This is a genomic window from Aestuariibius violaceus (assembly GCF_040779325.2).
GTDB lineage: Bacteria > Pseudomonadota > Alphaproteobacteria > Rhodobacterales > Rhodobacteraceae > Aestuariibius > Aestuariibius violaceus.
Genome location: NZ_JBFONT020000002.1, coordinates 111,408 through 131,480, shown reverse-complemented (window position 1 = coordinate 131,480; position 20,073 = coordinate 111,408). Strand labels below are relative to the sequence as shown.

Annotated in this window: 14 protein-coding genes; 4 read left to right on the top strand and 10 right to left on the bottom strand. The window is 64.6% G+C overall.

Going from position 1 to position 20,073, the window contains the following annotated elements; translation table 11 throughout:
• Positions 1 to 6 precede the first annotated feature (6 nt).
• The 5 genes from AADZ90_RS07780 to AADZ90_RS07760 form a co-directional block, all read right to left on the bottom strand.
• A complete protein-coding gene (locus AADZ90_RS07780) occupies positions 7 to 1,419 on the bottom strand; it encodes a 3'-5' exonuclease (protein ID WP_411996972.1) in 1,413 nt (470 codons plus the stop codon).
• Between the two features lies 1 nt (position 1,420).
• Positions 1,421 to 1,939 (bottom strand): hypothetical protein, encoded by a 519-nt coding sequence (locus AADZ90_RS07775; RefSeq protein WP_367311790.1) that lies wholly within the window; start codon positions 1,937 to 1,939, stop codon positions 1,421 to 1,423.
• Complete coding sequence (locus AADZ90_RS07770) at positions 1,939 to 3,759, bottom strand: DUF294 nucleotidyltransferase-like domain-containing protein (RefSeq protein ID WP_367311791.1); 1,821 nt, start codon at positions 3,757 to 3,759, stop codon at positions 1,939 to 1,941. The genes AADZ90_RS07775 and AADZ90_RS07770 overlap by 1 nt, the downstream gene beginning before the upstream one ends.
• Before the next feature lie 102 nt (positions 3,760 to 3,861).
• Positions 3,862 to 5,649, bottom strand: coding sequence for a sodium:solute symporter family protein (locus AADZ90_RS07765; RefSeq protein ID WP_367311792.1), 1,788 nt, complete (start codon positions 5,647 to 5,649; stop codon positions 3,862 to 3,864).
• Between the two features lie 6 nt (positions 5,650 to 5,655).
• The gene (locus tag AADZ90_RS07760) at positions 5,656 to 5,943 is read right to left on the bottom strand and encodes a DUF4212 domain-containing protein (RefSeq protein ID WP_367311793.1); all 288 of its coding nucleotides are present in this window, start codon (positions 5,941 to 5,943) and stop codon (positions 5,656 to 5,658) included.
• A gap of 1,044 nt (positions 5,944 to 6,987) precedes the next feature.
• On the opposite strand from AADZ90_RS07760, the gene serS reads away from it, so the two are divergent.
• On the top strand, positions 6,988 to 8,280 hold the full coding sequence (gene serS / locus AADZ90_RS07755; RefSeq protein WP_367311794.1) for a serine--tRNA ligase: 1,293 nt from the start codon (positions 6,988 to 6,990) through the stop codon (positions 8,278 to 8,280).
• Here the strand turns inward: serS and AADZ90_RS07750 are convergent.
• The gene (locus tag AADZ90_RS07750) at positions 8,273 to 9,436 is read right to left on the bottom strand and encodes a phospholipase effector Tle1 domain-containing protein (RefSeq protein ID WP_367311795.1); all 1,164 of its coding nucleotides are present in this window, start codon (positions 9,434 to 9,436) and stop codon (positions 8,273 to 8,275) included. The genes serS and AADZ90_RS07750 overlap by 8 nt on opposite strands.
• A gap of 69 nt (positions 9,437 to 9,505) precedes the next feature.
• Here AADZ90_RS07750 and AADZ90_RS07745 point away from each other — a divergent pair, with 69 nt between their 5' ends.
• Positions 9,506 to 10,213: a TspO-related membrane protein gene (locus AADZ90_RS07745; protein ID WP_367311796.1), complete on the top strand. Its 708-nt coding sequence runs from the start codon at positions 9,506 to 9,508 to the stop codon at positions 10,211 to 10,213.
• Here AADZ90_RS07745 and der read toward each other — a convergent pair.
• The 3 genes from der to AADZ90_RS07730 are packed head-to-tail and all read right to left on the bottom strand — an operon-like array spanning position 10,203 to position 13,677.
• Positions 10,203 to 11,627, bottom strand: coding sequence for a ribosome biogenesis GTPase Der (der, locus tag AADZ90_RS07740; RefSeq protein WP_367311797.1), 1,425 nt, complete (start codon positions 11,625 to 11,627; stop codon positions 10,203 to 10,205). The two genes, AADZ90_RS07745 and der, sit on opposite strands and share 11 nt — an antisense overlap.
• Positions 11,628 to 11,675: 48 nt before the next feature.
• Positions 11,676 to 12,995, bottom strand: a complete 1,320-nt coding sequence (locus tag AADZ90_RS07735) for a PQQ-binding-like beta-propeller repeat protein (RefSeq protein ID WP_367311798.1) — start codon at positions 12,993 to 12,995, stop codon at positions 11,676 to 11,678.
• 28 nt (positions 12,996 to 13,023) lie between these two features.
• A complete protein-coding gene (locus AADZ90_RS07730) occupies positions 13,024 to 13,677 on the bottom strand; it encodes a hypothetical protein (RefSeq protein ID WP_367311799.1) in 654 nt (217 codons plus the stop codon).
• Between the two features lie 252 nt (positions 13,678 to 13,929).
• On the opposite strand from AADZ90_RS07730, the gene AADZ90_RS07725 reads away from it, so the two are divergent.
• Positions 13,930 to 15,093: an efflux RND transporter periplasmic adaptor subunit gene (locus AADZ90_RS07725; RefSeq protein ID WP_367311800.1), complete on the top strand. Its 1,164-nt coding sequence runs from the start codon at positions 13,930 to 13,932 to the stop codon at positions 15,091 to 15,093.
• Positions 15,090 to 18,842, top strand: a complete 3,753-nt coding sequence (locus AADZ90_RS07720) for an efflux RND transporter permease subunit (RefSeq protein WP_367311801.1) — start codon at positions 15,090 to 15,092, stop codon at positions 18,840 to 18,842. The genes AADZ90_RS07725 and AADZ90_RS07720 overlap by 4 nt, the downstream gene beginning before the upstream one ends.
• On the opposite strand, the gene AADZ90_RS07715 is transcribed toward AADZ90_RS07720, so the two are convergent.
• The gene (locus tag AADZ90_RS07715) at positions 18,843 to 20,045 is read right to left on the bottom strand and encodes a multidrug effflux MFS transporter (protein ID WP_411996971.1); all 1,203 of its coding nucleotides are present in this window, start codon (positions 20,043 to 20,045) and stop codon (positions 18,843 to 18,845) included.
• Positions 20,046 to 20,073 lie beyond the last annotated feature (28 nt).

Genomic DNA, 20,073 nt, shown 5'->3' with positions numbered 1-20,073 from the left:
CCAACGTCACGTGTTCAGATCGCGCAGCAAGCGGCCATGTCTGCGTGTTTCCGAAACGAGATGGCCGAACGTCACAAGGCCCTTGCCCTCAAGAAGCGGCAGCAACCGCACCAGAACCTCTGCCGTTGCCTGCGCGTCACCAAGGGCCGTATGTCGCCGGTCGTTTGGCAAGTCGATGGACAGACGCTCGCAAAGCGCGTCGAGAGAGTGGTCTTCATTGGTGCCGAAGACCACCGCGGACAGCAGCACCGTGTCGAGCATCGGGTGGGACCAGTCGACACCCATCTCTAACTGGCTCTTTCGCAGAAGGCCGACATCGAACGGCGCATTGTGCGCCACGAGCACCGCGTCGCGGGCGAAGTGGTAAAGCGCGCGGCCCGCGGTTGCGATATCGGGTGCGCCCTTTACGTCGTCGTCGGTGACCCGATGGATCTTCGTCGATGCGGGCGGGATCGGCCGTCCGGGCGCAACGTATGTATCGACGACTTCGCCCTCCACGATCCGGCCGCCAAGCACGCGAACGGCTCCGATTTGCACGATGGCATCGTCTTCGACGGAAAGCCCGGTGGTTTCGGTATCAAAGGCCACGAAACAAAGATCGGAAAGCCGCGTCTCCTCGACATCCTTGGTCTCCGAACTGTTCAGGAGGTCGAAATCATAGACAAGCGGGCGCGGCGCAACGTCCTGGGTGGGGGCTTCGGGCACGTCGATCAGCACCATGAAACCATCCCTGCCCAGGGCCTTCAGCTTGGCATCGAAGACATGCTCCCCGGTCTCATCCTGCAGCCGGAAGGGAACGGCGCTCGGCGCTCCGGGTAACTCCTCGACCGCCTTTGAGAAGTCGCCAAGGTCGAAGTAATCGGCCAATCGCGCCTTCAGGCGCGCAGGCGCAATTCGCGACAGGATCTCGGCCGCCTGACTGTCATAAAGCACGATCTCTCGCGCGGGGTTCAGAAGGATCGTGGCAATCGGAAGCTGGCTGAAGATCGCGGTCAACCGGTCGGCTTCGCTTTGCAGCCTCTGCGTCTCGCGCGCGACGCGTGCCGCGGTATCCGTAAGCGACGACCCCGTCACCCGCGACAGCGCCCGCGCCGCACGCGCCAGATCGCCCAGATAACGCGCGCCTTCGACATCCATCTCGCGATCGACCCCGGAATGGGCCCGCAAACGCAAGTCGGCCGACAAACGGTCGATGGGCTTGGCAATATTCTCGTCGAACAGCAGCCATATGCCCAGGACCAGCCCGGTGTTGAGAAAGGCAAAGGCCACGAGCGCCGTGATGAACGGCATCGCCGGTAAAGCCTCCTCGCCACGGGACCAGCCGAATGCCAGCGTCCCCGCCGCGACTGCCGCGCCCCCCGCTGCCAAAAGGCAGAAGAAGAGGAAGATGCGCAGGCGCAGCGGGAGGCGGGTCATCATCTCAGGTCTCGCACACCAGTTTCAGGATCGGATCGTTGGCCGGCATGGCCTGCCAGTCGGCGTTGGACACCGTGCCGTCTTCGGCAAACTCGGCGCCGTCGATCAGAAGTGCCGAGCGTCCGGCGCCGCAATCGAAGAGCATCGGGGCCTGATTGACCGGCGACCACCGCCCAAAGAAATAGAGGTCGGCCATCCGCTGATCGGGCACCGCGTCATGTGTCCGGGCCATGCCCGTGTCGACCGCGACGAAACGTTTCGTATAGGGCCGCAGCTGCGTCCAGGGCCGGAGCCAGCTTTGCTCATCGACCGTCATGGCGATCTCGATCCCGTCGGGAAGACGCTCCGCCGTCCGTTCGAACCACGTGTATTCGTTCGAGATTGTCATGGCGAGCATGCCAGCGCCGGCAGCGACTGGCGTGATCCAGCGCGGCAGCCGTCTGCCGGTCAGCCGGTTGAGCAACATCGCAACGCCGGCACAGGCGATCCCGGCAAAGACCGTGGCAATCAGCTCGACAAACATCAGGCCAGCGCTCCTTTCCCCGATCCCGCAGCAGATTGCATCGTCTTTACCACCACAAAGGCGTCACGCAGGTGGCTTCGCTCGAAATCGGATAAGGTGGCGGGATCAAGGTAATTGTCCGGCGCCTTTCCCGCCTTGATCTGGGTGGCCTGGTGTTCCAGCCGCATGGTCGCGATCAGGTCGTAGGCATCCATCAGGTCCGCGCCGCCCGACTTCGACAGCAGCCGCGCGTCAATCGCGGCATCGATGCGCGCGCGTGTGTTGACGGGAAGAAGGCGCCCCCGCAGCGCATAGATCCGGGCAAGGTCGGTCACCGGGACCACGCCGTTGTGCTTCAGGTCGATCTGGTTGCGGTACTCGCCTGACCGGATCGTGGCGAGCCCGCGCAACAGACCAAGCGGTGGATGATGCTTGAGCGAATTCGCGACCATGTGCGCGGTGAAGATCGAATTGGCCGAGGCTGCTTTCAGCGTTTCTTGCTGGAGACCATCGAAAAGGCTCTCGTCGCCGCCGATCGGGCGCAGATCGAACATGACCGAGGCCAGCATCTGCGCCTCGGGATTGGGTGTGTCGATCCACTTCCGGAAATAGCTCTGCCAGACCGCCAGCGGCTGCCGCCAGCGCGGGTTGGTCGCCATCATGTCGCCGGGGCAATAGAAATACCCGATCGTGTCCAGGCCATCGCTGACGAACTTTGCGAGGCTCTCGAAGTAAGGCATGTCGCCCTCGCTCACCTCGTCCGATAGGATCAGGCAATTGTCCTGATCGGACACGCCCGTCTGTTCCTGCCGTCCCTGGCTGCCGCAGGCGAGCCACAGGTAGGGGACGGGCGGCGCGCCCAGCTCGGCCTCTGCCAGGGTCAGAAGGCGACGTGTTGCAGTGTCGGCAATGTCGGTGATCAGGCGTGTGGTGACCTCGTGCCGGCTTCCGGTTTCGATCAGCTGCACCAGAAGCTGCGGGATCTCACGCGTCGCCCGGACCATCTCTCCGGGGGTCGCCGCCTTCGCCACCCGGCCCACCAGATCGGCCGAGGTCATAGCCTGCGCCCGGGTCAGGTCGGTCTGGGTGACAATCCCGACAAGCTGATCGCCATCCACGATCGGGACATGGCCAATATCCCGCTCGACCATCAGATGCAGAACATCCGTCACCAGTGCCTTGGGGCCAAGCGTCAGGGGATCCTGCGTCATGATCGACGAGACCGGCCCTGCGGGGTCTGCGCCTCTGACGATCACCTTTCCATTCATGTCGCGCAACGTGACGATGCCGTGGAACCCCCTGTCATCGCAGATGCAAATGGACGAGATGCGGCTCTCATGCATGCGTTCTGCAGCAGCGCGAACCGTGGCGTCGGGCGAACAGGCCGCGGGATCGGGCGTCATCAGTTGTTCGACCGCCATTGTCCCCAGATCGCGACGGTGCGGCCGTGGCGGCCGGCGCCGGTCGAAGAACTTTGCGACGCGAGGATGCATGCCGATGAGATCGAAGAAAATCGGGGCCGGCACGAGGATCATTGTCGTATTGGCGGTTGCCGTCGCCCTCCGGCTGGCCTCATCGCCCCGCAGAAGTGCCCGTTCGCCGAAGGAGTTGCGCGGGCCGAGCAGGGACAGCTGCACGCCGGTTTCATCGACGATTTCGACCTCGCCGGCGATGATGATGTAGAGAGACCCGATCGCATCGCCTATGGCAAACACGGTTTCACCCGCAGGCACCTCGCTGATCGTGCAGGAGGCCGCCAGCGACGAGAGATCGGCGTCGCTCAGGCTGTCATAGGGGTGCACCGAGGCGAGGAACTGGATCAGTTCAGGTGAAAGGGGCATCCTAGCGCCTTATCGAAAAGACGTCCTGCCCGCCATCAGGCGGACAGGACAGAAGCGCAAAGGGGCCGGCAACACCGCCAGGCGCGGGGATGCCGTTGGGCGTCAGTGCCCCGCCACCGCGCCACCGGCGCCGCGCGGAACCCGGACACTTTCGACGAGGTCCTTGATATGTTGCGGCGTCTCTTTCGTCATGCTGGAGACGAAGTAGGCCACAGCGAAGTTGACCGCCGCACCGATCGCCCCGAACGAGGTCGACTTGATCGGGCCCAGAAGCGGGTTGTCATCCGTGAACGAATTGGTGTCCGGGATGAAGAACCAACCCTTGTGCAGGAAGATATAGAGCAGCGTGACCACGAGCCCCGCCAGCATGCCCGCAACCGCGCCCGCGTTGTTGATGCGGGTCGAGAAGATGCCCATCATCAGCGCCGGGAAGATCGACGCTGCCGCCAGACCGAAAGCCAGGGCCACTGTCTGCGCCGCGAAGCCCGGCGGGTTGAGCCCCAGAAGAACCGCCACCACGATCGCCGCCGCCATCGACACGCGGGCCGCCATCAGCTCGGCCTTCTCAGACATGTTGGGCGTGAACTGACCTTTGAGCAGGTCATGCGACACCGCTGAGGAAATCGCCAGCAACAGGCCCGCCGCTGTCGACAGCGCCGCGGCAAGGCCGCCCGCTGCGACAAGGCCGATGACCCAGCCGGGAAGGCTCGCGATCTCGGGGTTGGCGAGAACCAGGATGTCGCGGTTGAAGTTGGTCAGTTCGTTGCCCTCCCAACCGTTTTCCGCGGCACGGGCCTGAAGATCGGCATTCTGATCGTTGTAGTACTGGATCAGGCCATCTCCGTTCTTGTCCTCCCAATCGAGAAGCCCGGTCTTCTGCCATGTCGCCATCCAGGCATATTCGGGGTCCGTCTCGATCTGCTCAAGGCTGACCGCTTCGGCATTCGTCCCGTTCGGCCACATCAGTTCCGAGATGTTGAGCCGCGCCATCGCCCCCACGGCCGGAGCCGTCAGGTAGAGAAGGGCGATGAAGACAAGGGTCCAACCCGCCGACCAGCGCGCATCCGACACCTTCGGCACCGTGAAGAACCGCATGATGACGTGGGGCAGGCCCGCCGTCCCGATCATCAGCGACAGGGTGAAGAGCACCATGTTGATGGTCGACCCATGCGCCGCCGTGTATTCTGCAAAGCCCAGGTCGGTGACGATCTGGTTGAGCTTGGTCAGAAGCGGCTCCCCCGACGTCGTGTGCTCGCCAAAGAGGCCCAGCGCCGGGATCGGCGTGCCGGTCAGCTGCAGCGAGATGAAGACAGCCGGTATCGTGTAGGCCGTGATCAGCACGCAATACTGCGCGACCTGGGTGTAGGTGACACCCTTCATGCCGCCGAACACCGCATAGGCGAACACGACACAGGCCCCGATGAGCAGACCCCAGAAGGCGTCGATCTCGAGGAAACGCCCGAAGGCGATGCCCACGCCCTGCATCTGGCCGATCACATAGGTGATCGAGGCGACCAGAAGGCAGATGACCGCGACCATGCGCGCGGTGCTGGAATAGAACCGGTCGCCAATGAACTCAGACACGGTAAACTTGCCGAACTTGCGCAGATAAGGCGCAAGAAGCAGCGCCAGCAGCACGTAGCCACCGGTCCAGCCCATCAGGAAGCTGGAATTGTCGTAGCCGGTAAAGGCGATGAGACCCGCCATCGAGATGAACGAGGCGGCAGACATCCAGTCCGCCGCGGTCGCCATGCCGTTGGTGACCGGGTGAACGCCGCGACCCGCGGCATAGAACTCAGAGGTAGACCCGGCCCGGGCCCACACTGCGATGCCAATGTAGAGCGCGAAAGATGCGCCCACAAACAGCAGGTTGAGGGTGAACTGATCCATCTGCGTCTACTCCTCGTCCACGCCGTATTGCTTATCAAGCCGGTTCATCCGCCACGCATAGAAGAAGATCAGTGCCAGGAAGACGAGGATCGACCCCTGCTGCGCGAACCAGAACCCAAGGTCGGTGCCGCCGATTTCGATGCCCGACAGCAGTGGCCGCAGGACGATGCCGAAGCCGAACGAGACCAGGGCCCAGATGATCAGGCAGATCGTGATGATGCGGATGTTCGTCCTCCAGTAGCCGACATCAGTCTCCTTCGCGGCATCTGGAGTTTCGACCTGTTGGTCTACCATGCTTGAGCCTCCTCGCTGATTGCAGTTCGTTGTCAGATGTCTTGATGGAATGCGCCTCGGGAACGCCCCTCTCGGTCAGGCAGATCTCTCGACCCGCGTGATGCAGGGGTGGCCGACCCTCCGCTCATCCCCCGATGCGTCCGGGCCCGTCACGGGCGTCGCAAGGATGCCGGCAGATCGATCCGCGGTCTCACGCCGCGTCGGCCTTGCGCCTTTTGGCGCGCCAATCGCACTCGTCGGGCCTTGATCTGTCATGACACCTCCCTGACGCGCCGGTCCGATGCCTCCTCCAGGCGGACAGCGCTCAGACAGGAAAGTACCCAATTTTGTGAAGTGTGGCGTTAGCTGCTTTAGTAGATGGTCTTTTTTGTAAATAGCCTTACGAGGCGGCCTCGCGATTCTGTAAATTTCTTTACTATCGGGCAAGTTTGCCGTGAGGTTTCCGAGGGTTGCCTTCGCCACGTTCGAGTCAACCGATCCGTCTTAGGCATGCCAACGTATGCAAAAGGGCACCATACTTGCCTTATCCTCTCTGCGACAAACCGACCGTCATCGCCGAAAATAAAGAATCACCGCGCCTTCTGAAGGCGTTCGATGCCGCCATGTTTCGTTCGCCGCGGACCTGCCGGATCTGCTTGCTCGGACCAAAGCGAAAGGACCCGTCGCGGGCTCTTGGCACGTGGTCCGGGGGCCGCGTCAACCTGCCTGGACTGGAGGCAAACCGGCATCGCAGTGAACCCGGTTCGCGACGCAGCAAACAGCCGTTTGGCATCCACTTGCCGGACGGCTTTGGGGCGAATGCGGAAGATCGATCACCGATAAGCCGCCACTTATCCCATCCCTAACAGAACCTTGCCAAACCCCACCGCGCGTAGCCTTAACCCAAGATTTCGCGCCCGGCATGCCCCACGGAAGGCCGACAGGAGTCCGACAAAAGTCCGACCGTCCATTTTCCAACCCACACGAGGCTTAACCCCGATTCGTCTTCCCCCCCGCGCCGACATGCGGCATACGCCCACCGAACGTTGCGAAAGGGATCTCTCAATGCACGACATCCGCGCCATCCGCGAGGCCCCGGAGGCTTTCGATGCTGCCCTCGTCCGCCGTGGACACGCGCCGATGTCGTCCGAGATCCTGGCCCTCGACGAGGCCCGCCGCGCCAAGATCCTCGCGTCCGAGACCGCCCAGGCCGACCAGAACCGCGCCAGCAAGGAAGTCGGCGCGGCCAAGACCGCGGGCGATGAGGAAAAGTTCAACGAACTCCGTAGCTTGGTCGCGGAAAAGAAGGCCGAAATCGCCCGCCTGACGGACGAGGCGAAGGCGCAGGATGCGGCCCTCACCGACCTCCTCATGGGCCTGCCGAACCTGCCCTACGATGACGTCCCCGACGGCGCAGACGAAGACGACAATGTCGAGCTTCACCGCCGCGGCACGCCCCCCGATTTCGGCTTCACGCCGCTCGAACACTTCGACATTCCCGCCGTCAAACCCGGCATGGATTTCGAGACCGCCGCCAAGCTTTCGGGGTCGCGCTTCGTCCTCCTCTCCGGCGCCATGGCCCGCCTCCACCGCGCCCTCGGCCAGTTCATGCTCGACGTCCACACCACCGAGAACGGCCTGACCGAAACCATCACCCCCGTGCTGGTGAACGAGGCGATGATGTACGGCACCGGACAGCTCCCGAAATTCGGCGAGGAAAGCTATAAAACCACGACCGGCCAATGGCTTATCCCGACAGCTGAAGTCCCGCTGACCAACATTCCGAACGGGATGACGATCGAGGAAAGCTATCTGCCCTGTCGCTACGTCGCCCTCACCCAATGCTTCCGCAGCGAAGCGGGCAGCGCCGGGCGCGACACCGCAGGCATGCTGCGCCAGCACCAGTTCGAGAAATGCGAGATGGTGTCGATCACCCATCCCGACGCCTCCGACGACGAACAACAGCGGATGCTCAAATGCGCCGAAGGTATCCTCGACCGCCTCGGTCTTGCCTACCGAACCGTCGTCCTCTGCACCGGCGACATGGGCTTCGGCGCCCGGCGCACCTACGATATCGAGGTCTGGCTGCCGGGGCAGGACAAGTACCGCGAGATCAGTTCCGTCTCGACCTGCGGCGATTTCCAGGCCCGCCGGATGAACGCCCGCTTCAAGCCTGCGGATGGCGGAAAACCCCAGTTTGTCCATACGCTTAACGGCTCGGGGCTGGCCGTCGGTCGCACCCTGATCGCGGTGCTCGAGAACGGCCAGCGCGAGGACGGCTCCGTCCTCCTGCCCCAGACCTTGCACCCCTACATGGGCGGCAAGACCCGCATCGCCCCGGACGGCACGCTCATGTGACCCTCGTGTCGTCGTTCTCCTTCTGAAGGGCGGCGACAACCATCGGATGCACCTCCTTCAAGCTCCGGTGCGGCAGATAGGACCCGTCCCGACGGCACCGCTCCATGGCGACGGCTGACAGATCGTCCATCCCTCGCGGCCCCGCCCTGTCCTGTGTCAGTGCCGCCAGCACCCGCGCCAGCATCCCCTGCTCCCCGATCTTGTTCGTCAACGGCGCCATCGCATCACGCGGCATCAGCGCCTCCTCAAGATCCGGCTCCGAGAACCGCAGCCCCGCCTCCCGCGCGCCCGCCACGATCCACTCCAGCGCATGGCTTGACAAACCCGCGACTTCCCCGCCGCCGCCGACCGACCCATGATCCCCCGGAAACCACTCCTGCCGGAAGGGCCGCCCCTCGCCCGCCTGACTGTTCAAGTCCTTGAGATTGCTCCACTCTACCGGCGTGAAGAGATACCGCCTTTCATCCAGGGCCATCGCATGCCGCGCCGCCTTCACCATGCGTGACAGCTTCAGATCAAAGAACGCCCGCGGCTTTTCGTTGAACTTCTGGGCCCCGGGCACGGTCTGCGGCACGGCGAGCGACTTCACCGTGTCCCAGAGGCCCACATAGGGGATCTCCAGCTTGATACTTTGCAGCCCGCGCTCCAGCCGCTGCTCAAGGTCGACGTCACTCGTGGCCGTGTAGGGCGCAAACCCCGCCCGCCAGCTCAGGCTGCGTTCGTGATCGGGTGCCGTCCATTTCTGGTGCTGCTGAAACCGCGCGATGGCATTGGAAATCTCGCCCACATATTGCCGCGTGAAGATCCCCGAACACCGCAGCAATCCCACGAACATCCGCGCCGTATAGGCCCCGCGCGAGAAGCCAAAAACATATATCTCGTCCCCCAGCTCATAGCTGAAAACGAGGTTCCGATACGCCTCGGCCAGCACATCCACGACACCCATCCCCAACGCCCCGCCCAGGATCTTGTCCGAGAACCGCGCGATCCGGCTCGACCCGCGTCCGCTGCCGACGCCCGGATAGTACTGGACAATCTGAACGTTTCCGTCGGCGTCGCTATGGGCCACTGCCCGCGACATCAAAACCACGTTGGTCTGATGCGGCGCGTCATGCCGGTTCCACGTTCCGTCAAAGAAAATCGCGATGCGCTTCATCTCGCCCCCCAAACCAAAGCCCGCAACGGTCAGACTTTCTTTACCGCAATTCATGACTAACTGCAGTCCATGAACACATGGAAAGCCTGGGCAACGCTGGCCCTCACCCTCGCCTTCGCGGTCTCGCCGCTAGTCTCTGACCCGTTTACGGGGTTCACGGCGGACCAGTTTCCGATCCCGCAGGTCGACCCGCCCGCGCAACCCGCGGGCTGGGCGTTCTCGATCTGGGGGGTGATCTACGCCTGGCTGGTCGTCTCTGCCGCTTTCGGGGCGTTGCGTCGGCCCGACGCAACGGACTGGGACGCGGCCCGGGCGCCGCTGATGATCAGCCTCGCCGCAGGCGTTCCCTGGCTCGCGATCGCGACACGCTCGTCCGAGGCCGCCTCGGCCCTCATTTGGGTCATGCTGGGCGGCGCCGTCTTCGCCCTGGTCCGCGCCCCGCAGCGCGACCGCTGGCTGCTGGCCGCGCCGGTCGGGCTCTATGCGGGCTGGCTGACGGCGGCCTCCTTCGTGTCGCTCGCGAGCATCGGGGCGGGCTACGGCATCCTGACTGACCAGGTCGGCTGGGCCTATATCGCGGTGATCGGCGCGCTCGCCATCGCGCTGCCGGTGCAGCTTCGCAGGCCCGGCGTGCCCACCTATGCGATCGCGATCGGCTGGGCGCTGATCGGAATCATCGCCGCCAACGGCTACGCCAATGTCGGCATCTCGCTGGCCGCAGCCGCGGCGATCCTCGTCCTCGCCGCCCTGCCGTTACGCCAGCGGGTCACGGCTTGAGCGGCGGCTTCCCCAGATGCTTCCGCAGCCGAGACGGCGTCGACTTCGTCTTTCCCTTATAGGGGTTCTTGTCCGCCTGCGACCGCATGGTCAGCCGGATCGGCGTCCCAGGCATATCAAAATCGTCCCGTAACCCATTGATAAGATAACGGGAATAGCTCTCTGGCAGCTTCTCCGGCGCCGAACACATCACCACGAACCCGGGCGGCCGCGTCTTCACCTGTGTCGCATAGCGCAGCTTGATTCGCCGCCCGCCCGGTGCAGGTGGCGGATGCATCTCGATCATCCCCGCCAGCCACCGGTTCAACTGAGAGGTCGTGACTCGCCGGTTCCAGACCTCATGGGCGCGCAGCACCGCTTCCCGCAGCCGGTCAAGGCCGCGGCCGGTCTTGGCCGACACCGTCACCAAGGGTGCCCCGCGCAGCTGAGGCAACAGCCGCTCGAACTCTTCCTTGAGCTCCTTCAGCTTCGCCTGCTTCTCGTCCTCCAGATCCCACTTGTTGACGGCGACGACGACCGCGCGCCCTTCGCGCTCGGCCAGGTCCGCAATCCGCAAATCCTGCTGTTCAAAGGGAATTTCCACGTCGAGCAAGACAACCACGACCTCGGCGAACTTCACCGCACGCAGCCCGTCCGAAACCGACAGCTTCTCGACCTTGTCCTGCACCTTCGCTCGCTTGCGCATCCCCGCCGTGTCGAAGATCCGCATTGGCGTGCCGTCCCAGACGGTCGAGACTGAAATCGCATCCCGCGTAATCCCCGCCTCAGGCCCCGTCAGCAGACGATCTTCGCCAAGTATCTTGTTGATCAGCGTGGATTTTCCCGCATTCGGCCGCCCCACCACGGCAATCTGCAGCGGTTTGCCCTCGTCAACCTCCTCGTCGATATCGACCTCGGTCTCGGGCTCGTGGCTCTCCGCCGCTTCCGCCACCGGCGTCAGCACCTGCAGCAGATCCGCCATCCCTTCCCCATGCTCGGCCGAGATCGGCACCGGGTCGCCCAGCCCCAGCTCGTAGGCCTCGATCAGCCCGGCATCGGCTGCCTGCCCCTCGACCTTGTTGGCCGCCAGGATCACCTTGGCCGACTTCTTGCGCAGAATCTCTGCAAACACCCGGTCCGCCGGCAAAACCCCCGCCCGCGCATCGATCATGAAGAGGCACACATCGGCCATCTCGACCGCCCGCTCGGTCAGCCGCCGCATCCGGCCCTGCAGGCTTTCGTCGGTCGCTTCTTCCAGCCCCGCTGTATCGATCACCGTGAACCGCAGATCGCCCAGCCGCGCGGCCCCTTCCCGCAGGTCGCGCGTCACGCCCGGCTGGTCATCGACCAGCGCAAGCCGCTTGCCGACCAACCGGTTGAACAGCGTCGACTTGCCCACATTGGGCCGCCCGACAATGGCAAGGGTGAACGACATGGAACGCGCCTCCGCGAAATCAGAGGAGGCGCCTACACCATGCGCGCCTCAACGGAAAGCCAGAAGCTGCCCGTTCTTGTTGACCACATAAAGCGTCTGGCCCGCGACGGCCGGATTGGTCGCTGCCCCCCCAGGCAGCGGGACGGAGGAGATGAGCCGCCCAGAAGTCGGGTCGAAGCTGCGCAGTTCCCCGTCCGAGGACGCAACGATCAGCCGTCCACCGGCCAGAACCGGCCCGTAATGGGCATGGATGCGCTTGTCGCGGCCGCGGAAGCGCCGGGTGATCTCGCTCGGCAGATCGACCGACCAGATGCGCTGCCCCGTCTCGGCATCGAGGCGAAGAAGCTCGTTCAAGTCGTTGATAAGGAAGACGGATCCGCCCGTCGGCCAGACCGGGCTCAGCGCGCCTTCGGTCGCCGTCCAGATCCGCTCGCCCGAGCCCAGTTCCAACGCCACGAGCCGCCCGCCGTAGTTGCCAACATACACGCGATTGCCATCCACGACCGGATCGCCCGAGATATCCGTGACGGCCACGGCGGCGGCCAGCCCCAGCCGCTCTCCCGGAACGGAGGTCGACCAGCGCCGTAGCCCGCCCTGCCGGAACGTCGCCATCACCTCGCGCGAGGCGAAGGGGAAAATCGCCAGATCCTCGGTCACGGCCACACCGGACCCGCCGGAGAAGTTGGCGGTCGAAGGCGCGCCGGTCATCGTATAGCGCACGCGGCCGGTCTCGACCTCCACCGCCCAGGCGCGGCTATCGCGGGCCGAGACATAGACCAGATCGCCGAAGACCGTCGGCGCCGACCCGCCCGGCGCATCGAGTTCCTGAACCCAGAGAACCTGACCAGAGGCCGGGTCGAGCGCCGTTAGATCCCCGAACCCTGTCGTCACAAAAAGCCGCCCGGCCCCGAAGGCCAGCCCACCGCCCGACGCATCGCGCCGCCGGTCAAGCGCGGGGGCCAGATCCTGGCTCCACAGCACCCCGCCATTCGTCGCCACCGCCGTGACCTGCGACCGCGCGTCGAGCGTGAAGATCCGCCCGCCCGCAACGACCGGATCGGCCGTAATCCGCGCCCGGCGGCTGTCGCCTTCGCCGATCCGCGTGCTGAAAAGCGGGCTCAGCGACTGGCTCAGCGCCGGATGCACGATCCGGTGCTGCGGCCCACCATTCCGGTGCGTCCACTCCGCATTCGCCCGTTGCGCGGGCAGCGCGATCGGCAAGGCGCGGTCGGCCTCGACAGGGACCTCTGCCCCGCCCGACAGGGCCCGGACATCCAGACGTTCCCCCGGCAGGATCACCTCCCGCTCGGCACAACCCGCCAGCAGCGCCAGCGCCGCACATCCCGCAATGATCCAGCTTGCTTTCACGCCTGCCCTTCCGTTCCGCCTTTCGGGCCTAACCGCCCGTCCCGGCGGCCGCATCCGGGTCTCCGCCAAGGGCCACAATCACGCCTCTGACCCGGCTGCGCAAGTTCGGCGTCGCCTCGGCATCGTCGGCAATGGCCTGCAATCGCTGCATCGCCGCCTCGGTCTCGCCCACGGCAAGAAAATCATAGGCCAGCTGTTCCGCCGCAAGCAGCCGGAACGGCCGCCCCGGCACTGCAAGGGCCTCGAGCGCGGTGCGCCGGTCGGCGCCCGGCTCCTGCGTCATGGCGAGCTTCAGCGCCGCCAGATCCCGGTAGAGCACCGGCATCTCGCCATCGACGGCCAGCCCTTCGAGATATTGCGCCGCCTCTTCCGGCACGCCGTTTTCGACCGCCAGACCGGCCGAAAGAAGCGCCCGAACGGGCGCCGCCCTCTCGTCCGCCTCGATCGCCGCCAGATCCGCAGCCGACGGGTCGGCCGTGCCCAGCTCCGCGAGCACCGCATCGCCGAAAGCCTGCGCCCGCGATTGCGATTGCGACGACCGGAACTCATAGAACGCCGCACCGCCCACGATCACAAGCACCGCGACCACCGCGATCCAGCCATACTTGCGCATCGCCTGATACAGGCGATCCCGGCGCAACTCCTCGCTGACCTCGTCAATGAAGCTGTCGTTGTTGCTCACTAATCTCTCCTGCCGGACCCAGCCTCCGGACATGCGCGGGTGATAGCGTGAAGCGCCTGCAAAAGCCAAGGGGCCGCAGATAGGCTGCTCTCAAAAACGGCAGAGCGGCGAAAACTCGCAGCCATGTGAAAGAAATGGTGATCTGAACTGGTTAGTTTAGTCTATAACATCCTATGTTAAGGTGATAGACACCGCGCCAGACGCATTCCAGGACGCGTGTCTTGAGAGAAGCGAGCAAGATCGAAGGCCCACATGAGACTCATTCCTATCCTCACCGCCTTTCTGGTGACAGGCTTCCTCTACCTCATGATTTTCGAGCGGGAGGCATTGCTTGCCTTTGCCCAAGCCACGCCCATCGCCGCCCGTGATGATGACGAAATCGCCGATGAACTGCGCCGGATCAGCGTCGTCGCCGTCCAGTCCGAGGCGCGCCAGATCGACGACGGCGTCCTCATGCGGGGCGAGACCGAGGCCGCGCGCCAGGTCGAGGTGCGGGCAGAAACGTCGGGCCTCGTCATCTCCGATCCGCTGCGCAGCGGCGCGTCGGTCGAAGCAGGCGATCTTCTGTGCGAACTTAACCCCGGCACCCGCGAGGCGTCGCTGGCCGAAGCCCGCGCAGGCCTTGCCGAGGCGAACATCGAACTGAACGCTGCCCAGCGTCTGAGCGAAGGCGGCTTCGCTTCCGAAACCCGCCTCGCCGCAGCGGAAGCCGCAGCCGAAGGAGCACAGGCCGCTGTCGCCGCCGCCGAGACCGAGATCGAGCGGCTGCGGATCATGGCGCCCTTCGCCGGCCTTCTGGAATCCGATACGGCCGAAATCGGGTCGCTCCTTCAGGCCGGATCGCTCTGCGCGACGGTCATCCAGCTCGACCCGATCAAACTCGTCGGCTTCGTCCCCGAAACTGAGGTCAGCCGGATCGGGGTCGGCGCGCCTGCCTTCGCCCGCCTCGCCTCCGGCCGGGAAGTCGCGGGCTCCGTCCGCTTCCTCAGCCGCTCTGCCGACGATACGACCCGCACCTTCCGGGTGGAGGTCGAGGTTGCCAACGAAGATCTGACCATCCGCGACGGCCAGACCGCCGAGATCATCGTGCAGGCCGACGGTGTGCAGGCGCATCTGCTGCCGCAATCGGCGCTGACCCTCAACGATCAGGGCGATCTGGGCGTCCGCACCGTCGCGTCCGATCAGACGGCCCTCTTCGTGCCCGTCACGCTGCTGCGCGACACGGTCGAGGGCGTGTGGCTGGGCGGGCTTGACGACACCGTCGAAGTCATCGTCGTCGGTCAGGAATTCGTCAGCGACGGCATCCCGGTCGACGTCACCTTTCGCGACCCCCAGACACCCGAAGAAACGCCGGTCATGACCGACGAGCTGCCGCCACAACCAGACGGATCCGCATCCGAGGAGACCGGACAATGACCGGCATCGTCGACTGGGCCGCCTCCCGCGCCCGTATGGTCATCGCCTTCATCGTGCTGTCGCTCGTCGTCGGCGGCTACTCCTACTGGAACCTCCCCAAAGAGGGTGAGCCGGATATCGAGATCCCGGCCCTCTTCGTCTCGGTCCCCTTCCCGGGCATCTCGGCAGAAGACAGCGAAACGCTCCTCGTCAAACCGATGGAGACCGAGCTTGCCGATCTCGACGGCCTGAAAGAGATGACGGCGACCGCCGCCGAAGGCTTTGCCGGGATCGGGCTGGAATTCGAATTCGGCTGGGACAAGACCCAGATCATGGCCGATGTTCGCGAGGCGATGAACAATGCCGAAGCGGACTTTCCCGACGGGGCAGAGCAATACACGATCACCGAGATCAACTTCTCGGAATTCCCCATCATCATCGTGAACCTCACCGGCGCCGTGCCCGAGCGCACGCTGGTGCAGGTGGCCAAGGATCTGCAGGACCGGCTGGAAAGCCTCGACGCGATCCTCGAAGCGGGCCTTGCCGGCCAGCGTGACGAGATGCTGGAGGTCACGATCGATCCCCTCCGGCTCGAGGCCTACAACGTCACCGCAAACGAACTGATCAACGTTGTCAGCAACAACAACCTGCTCGTCGCCGCAGGCGAGGTCGACACGCCCCAGGGCACGTTCTCCGTCAAGATCCCGTCGAGCTTCGATGAACCCCGCGACGTCTACAACCTGCCGGTCAAGACGAATGGCGACCGGGTCGTCACCCTCGGCGATCTCGCGACGATCCACCTGACCTTCGAAGACCGCGCCGGAACCGCCCGCTTTAACGGGGAAAACACGGTCGCGCTGCAGGTGGTGAAGCGCAAGGGCTTCAACGTCATCGAAACGGCGCAGCTCGTCCGCGACACGGTCGAGGCCGAACAGGCGACCTGGCCTGATGAACTGCAGGATGCAATCCTCGTCGGCGTCTCCAACGACATGAGCCGCACGGTCGATTCCATGGTCCGTCAGCTCGAAGGGTCGGTTCTGACCGCCATCGCGCTCGTCATGATCGTCGTCCTTGCGGCGCTCGGCACCCGCCCGGCTCTACTCGTCGGGTTCGCGATCCCGACGTCGTTCCTCCTCTGTTTTGCACTGCTGGCGGTGATGGGCATCTCGATCTCGAACATCGTGATGTTCGGCCTGATCCTCGCCGTGGGCATGCTCGTCGACGGTGCGATCGTCGTCGTTGAATACGCCGACAAGCGCATCAAGGAAGGCACCGGCCCCATGCACGCTTACGTGGAGGCCGCCAAGCGCATGTTCTGGCCCATCGTGTCGTCCACGGCGACGACGCTCTGCGCCTTCCTGCCGATGCTCTTCTGGCCCGGCGTCCCGGGCGAGTTCATGGGAATGCTCCCCGTCACGCTGATCTTCGTGCTGTCCGCCTCGCTGGTGGTCGCCCTCGTCTACCTGCCCGTCATGGGCGGCGTTACGGGCCGGCTGTCACGCACGTTCGGCAACACGTCCGACGCGCTCAAGCGGAGCCTGCCTTGGGTCGTCCGGGCCGCCCTCGTCCCTGTGGCCTGGATGATTGTCTTCATCGGCGCGATGCAGACGCTCAACCCCGCCTACATCCTGCCTGAAGATGCGCCTGCCGCCATGGCCCGCCTGACCGGTGCCGCGATCTTCCTCTTCGGCGCTTTCGCAACCTCCGTCACGCTCGGCGCCGTCCAGATCGAGCGCAAACCGCGCACGATACGCGCCGGGTACCGCCGCACGCTCTTCGGTAGGTTCACCCACTTCATCGCCGGCAATCCGATCATGCCGATCGTCACCATCGGCGCGATCATCTTCTTCGTGATCAGCGTCTTCGGCTATTTCGACGCCAACAATAACGGCGTCGAGTTCTTCGTCGAAAGCGAGCCCGAACAGGGCACTGTCTATGTCCGGGCCCGCGGCAACCTCTCGCTCACCGAAAAGGATGCGATGGTGCGTCAGGTGGAAGAGATCGTGATCGCCCATCCCGGCGTCATCAACACCTTCTCCTTCGCCGGCGACGGCGGGCTCAACACCGATGCCTCGGGCGCCGCCATCCCGCCCGATACGGTCGGCCAGGTCCAGTTCGAAACGATTGCTTGGGAGGACCGCGCCGATCGTCCGGAGCTTGACGGCGACGTAGTGATCGACGAACTGAACGCGCAGCTTGCCGGCCTGCCGGGTTTCGAGGCCGAGATCCTTGCGCTCGAACAGGGCCCCGCCTCCGGCAAGCCGGTCCATCTGCGCATCCGGGGTGACAACACCGAAGACCTGCGCGAGGCGGTCCGCATCACCCGCAACCGGTTCGAAGAGACGCCGGGTCTCATCCTGATCGAAGACAGTCTGCCCCTGCCCGGCATCGACTGGCAGATCGATGTCGATGTCGAAAAGGCCGGTCGCTTCGGTGCCGACGTCGCCACGGTTGGCGCGATGGTCCAACTCGTGACCCGCGGTATCCTGCTCGACACGATGCGTGTCGATACATCGGACGAAGAGATCGACATCCGCGTCCGCCTGCCGGAAGAGCAGCGTGTGCTCTCGACCCTCGATACGCTCCGGGTCCGGACAAGCGAGGGACTCGTCCCGCTGTCGAACTTCATCACCCGCACGCCGGTGCCCAAGCTCGCCCAGATCGACCGCGTCGACCAGCAGCGCTACTACGACGTCAAAGCGGATGTCGGCCCGGGGCTCTTCAACCTCAACGTCGAAGGCGAACCCGCGGCGGTCGGGCAAGTGGTCACCGATGAGACGGGTGAAGAAGCCTCTGGTCCGATCCTCCAGCGCGGTGACGGCACCCGATACGTCATTACGCATTACCTGACCGATCTCCGCCTCACCGATCTGCGGGCGGCAGAGGAGAACGGCACGCTCGCAACGGTTCCGATCAACCCCAACGAACGGATCGCGCTTCTGACGCCCTGGCTGGAGAACGAGGCCGGGTTGCCGAACTCCGTCGAATGGGCTTGGACCGGCGACCAGGAAGAACAGGAGGAAAGCCAGGCCTTCCTCTCCAGCGCATTCCTGGGGGCGCTCGGGCTGATGTTCATCATCCTGCTCGCCCAATTCAACTCGTTCTACAACGCCATCCTGGTGCTCTTGGCCGTGGTCCTCTCCACCACCGGGGTGCTGATCGGGATGCTGGTCATGGACCAGACCTTCTCGATCATCATGACCGGCACCGGCATCGTCGCGCTGGCCGGCATCGTGGTGAACAACAACATCGTGCTGATCGACACCTACCAGGAATACGAGAAGTACATGCCAAGGATCGAGGCGATCACGCGCACCGCTGAAAGCCGTATCCGGCCCGTGCTTCTGACCACCATCACCACGATGGCGGGCCTCGCGCCGATGATGTTCGGCCTCTCGCTCGACTTCATCGGCGGCGGCTACTCAATCGACAGCCCGACAGCCCTCTGGTGGAAGCAGCTGGCAACCGCCGTCGTCTTCGGCCTCGGCATCGCGACTGTGCTGACACTCGTCATGACGCCCTCAATGCTCGCCATCCGCGTCTGGTTCAGCACCTATCTCCACTGGATGGCGCGCCTGCTGGCCCGCTTCTCCATGGGCCGGTCGAGCCAGGCCGCCCGGGACTGGGCGCTCAACCGCGAAGCGCGGCGCGTCAAGGCGCCTGAGATCCTGTGGGAGGACGACATCCAACCTGCACCGACCAACGAACCGGCAGAGGACAACGACCAAAAGGAACTGCCGCTCGACACGCCGCTTCGCGCGGCGGAGTGATCAGGCCGCGGGTGCCCTGCGCATCCGCGGCGACGTCACCATTGTCAGGACCAGTGCCGCCGCACCGCAGCCCGCGATGGCGACGGCCATCGGCGTAACCGTCCCGTCGAAGAACGGCGCCGCCGCCATGATCGCGACCCCGCCGGCGACCATCTGCAGCGTTCCACCCAGCGACGAAGCCAGCCCCGCGATCTCTCCATGATCGTCAAGCGCCATGACCATCGTCGTCGGGATCACCAGCCCCAGGCATGCATTGGCGCAGAAGAGCACGCCCACGACGACGGCAAGGCTTGCCGCACCGGCCAGCGCCAGGGCGCAGAGAAACGCAGTAAAGACGGCGAACCCAACGACCCCAATCCGCACGACGCGGGCCAGCCCGATCCGCTCTCCCAAAGGCGCCGCTGTCTGCGAGGCCGCAAAGAACCCCGCCGCATTGATCGCGAAGGCAATGCTGAACCCGGTCGGCGTCAGCCCGAACGTATCTGTATAGACGAAAGCGGCGCTTGCGATGAAGACGAAGAAACTCGCCATCCCGAACCCGCCGATAAAGGTCAGCCCCATAAACACCGGATCGCGCACCAGCACCCCCGCACTCTTCCAGAGAGAGCGCGCATTGACCGTCACCCGGTCCTTATCCTCCAAAGTCTCCGGCAGGACGAACGCGGTGATCGCGAGGCTCACCAGGGCCGCTATGGCGAGCACGGCAAAGATCGTCCGCCACCCGCCCAAGGCCATCAGCCCACTTCCGGCGAGCGGCGCCAGCATCGGCGAGACCGAAATCACGAGCATCACCAGCGCCATCAGCTTGGTCGCCTGCGTGCCCGTATGCAGATCCCGAATGATCGCCCGCGGGATCACCATCACCGCCGCTCCGCCCAACCCCTGGACAAATCGAGCCACGATCAGCCAACCGACACTTGGTGCCAGCGCACACGCCACCGTGCCGACCAGGAAAAGCCCCAGGCCGAAATAAAGCGGCACCTTCCGCCCCGCCTGATCCGCCCACGGCCCATAGACCAGCTGGGCCAAGCCGAAGGCCAGAAAATAGCTCGTCAACGTCGCCTGCATCGCGGCAACATCGGTGCCCAAAGCCGCCCCGATCTGAGGCAGCGCAGGCAGATACATGTCGATCGCGAAGGGACCGACAGCGGCGAGAAGCCCCAGAATCAGGGCAGAGCGGGTCATGGATAGCTGGGCAGACATCTCGAAATTCCCGCGACTCAAATGGAGG

Coding starts and splice junctions, on each gene's coding strand:
- AADZ90_RS07780 (WP_411996972.1), bottom strand. CDS start 1,419: ATGATGACCCGCCTCCCGCTGCGCCTGCGCATCTTCCTCTTCTTCTGC.
- AADZ90_RS07775 (WP_367311790.1), bottom strand. CDS start 1,939: ATGTTTGTCGAGCTGATTGCCACGGTCTTTGCCGGGATCGCCTGTGCC.
- AADZ90_RS07770 (WP_367311791.1), bottom strand. CDS start 3,759: ATGCCCCTTTCACCTGAACTGATCCAGTTCCTCGCCTCGGTGCACCCC.
- AADZ90_RS07765 (WP_367311792.1), bottom strand. CDS start 5,649: ATGGATCAGTTCACCCTCAACCTGCTGTTTGTGGGCGCATCTTTCGCG.
- AADZ90_RS07760 (WP_367311793.1), bottom strand. CDS start 5,943: ATGGTAGACCAACAGGTCGAAACTCCAGATGCCGCGAAGGAGACTGAT.
- serS (WP_367311794.1), top strand. CDS start 6,988: ATGCACGACATCCGCGCCATCCGCGAGGCCCCGGAGGCTTTCGATGCT.
- AADZ90_RS07750 (WP_367311795.1), bottom strand. CDS start 9,436: ATGAAGCGCATCGCGATTTTCTTTGACGGAACGTGGAACCGGCATGAC.
- AADZ90_RS07745 (WP_367311796.1), top strand. CDS start 9,506: ATGAACACATGGAAAGCCTGGGCAACGCTGGCCCTCACCCTCGCCTTC.
- der (WP_367311797.1), bottom strand. CDS start 11,627: ATGTCGTTCACCCTTGCCATTGTCGGGCGGCCCAATGTGGGCAAGTCG.
- AADZ90_RS07725 (WP_367311800.1), top strand. CDS start 13,930: ATGAGACTCATTCCTATCCTCACCGCCTTTCTGGTGACAGGCTTCCTC.
- AADZ90_RS07720 (WP_367311801.1), top strand. CDS start 15,090: ATGACCGGCATCGTCGACTGGGCCGCCTCCCGCGCCCGTATGGTCATC.
- AADZ90_RS07715 (WP_411996971.1), bottom strand. CDS start 20,045: ATGTCTGCCCAGCTATCCATGACCCGCTCTGCCCTGATTCTGGGGCTT.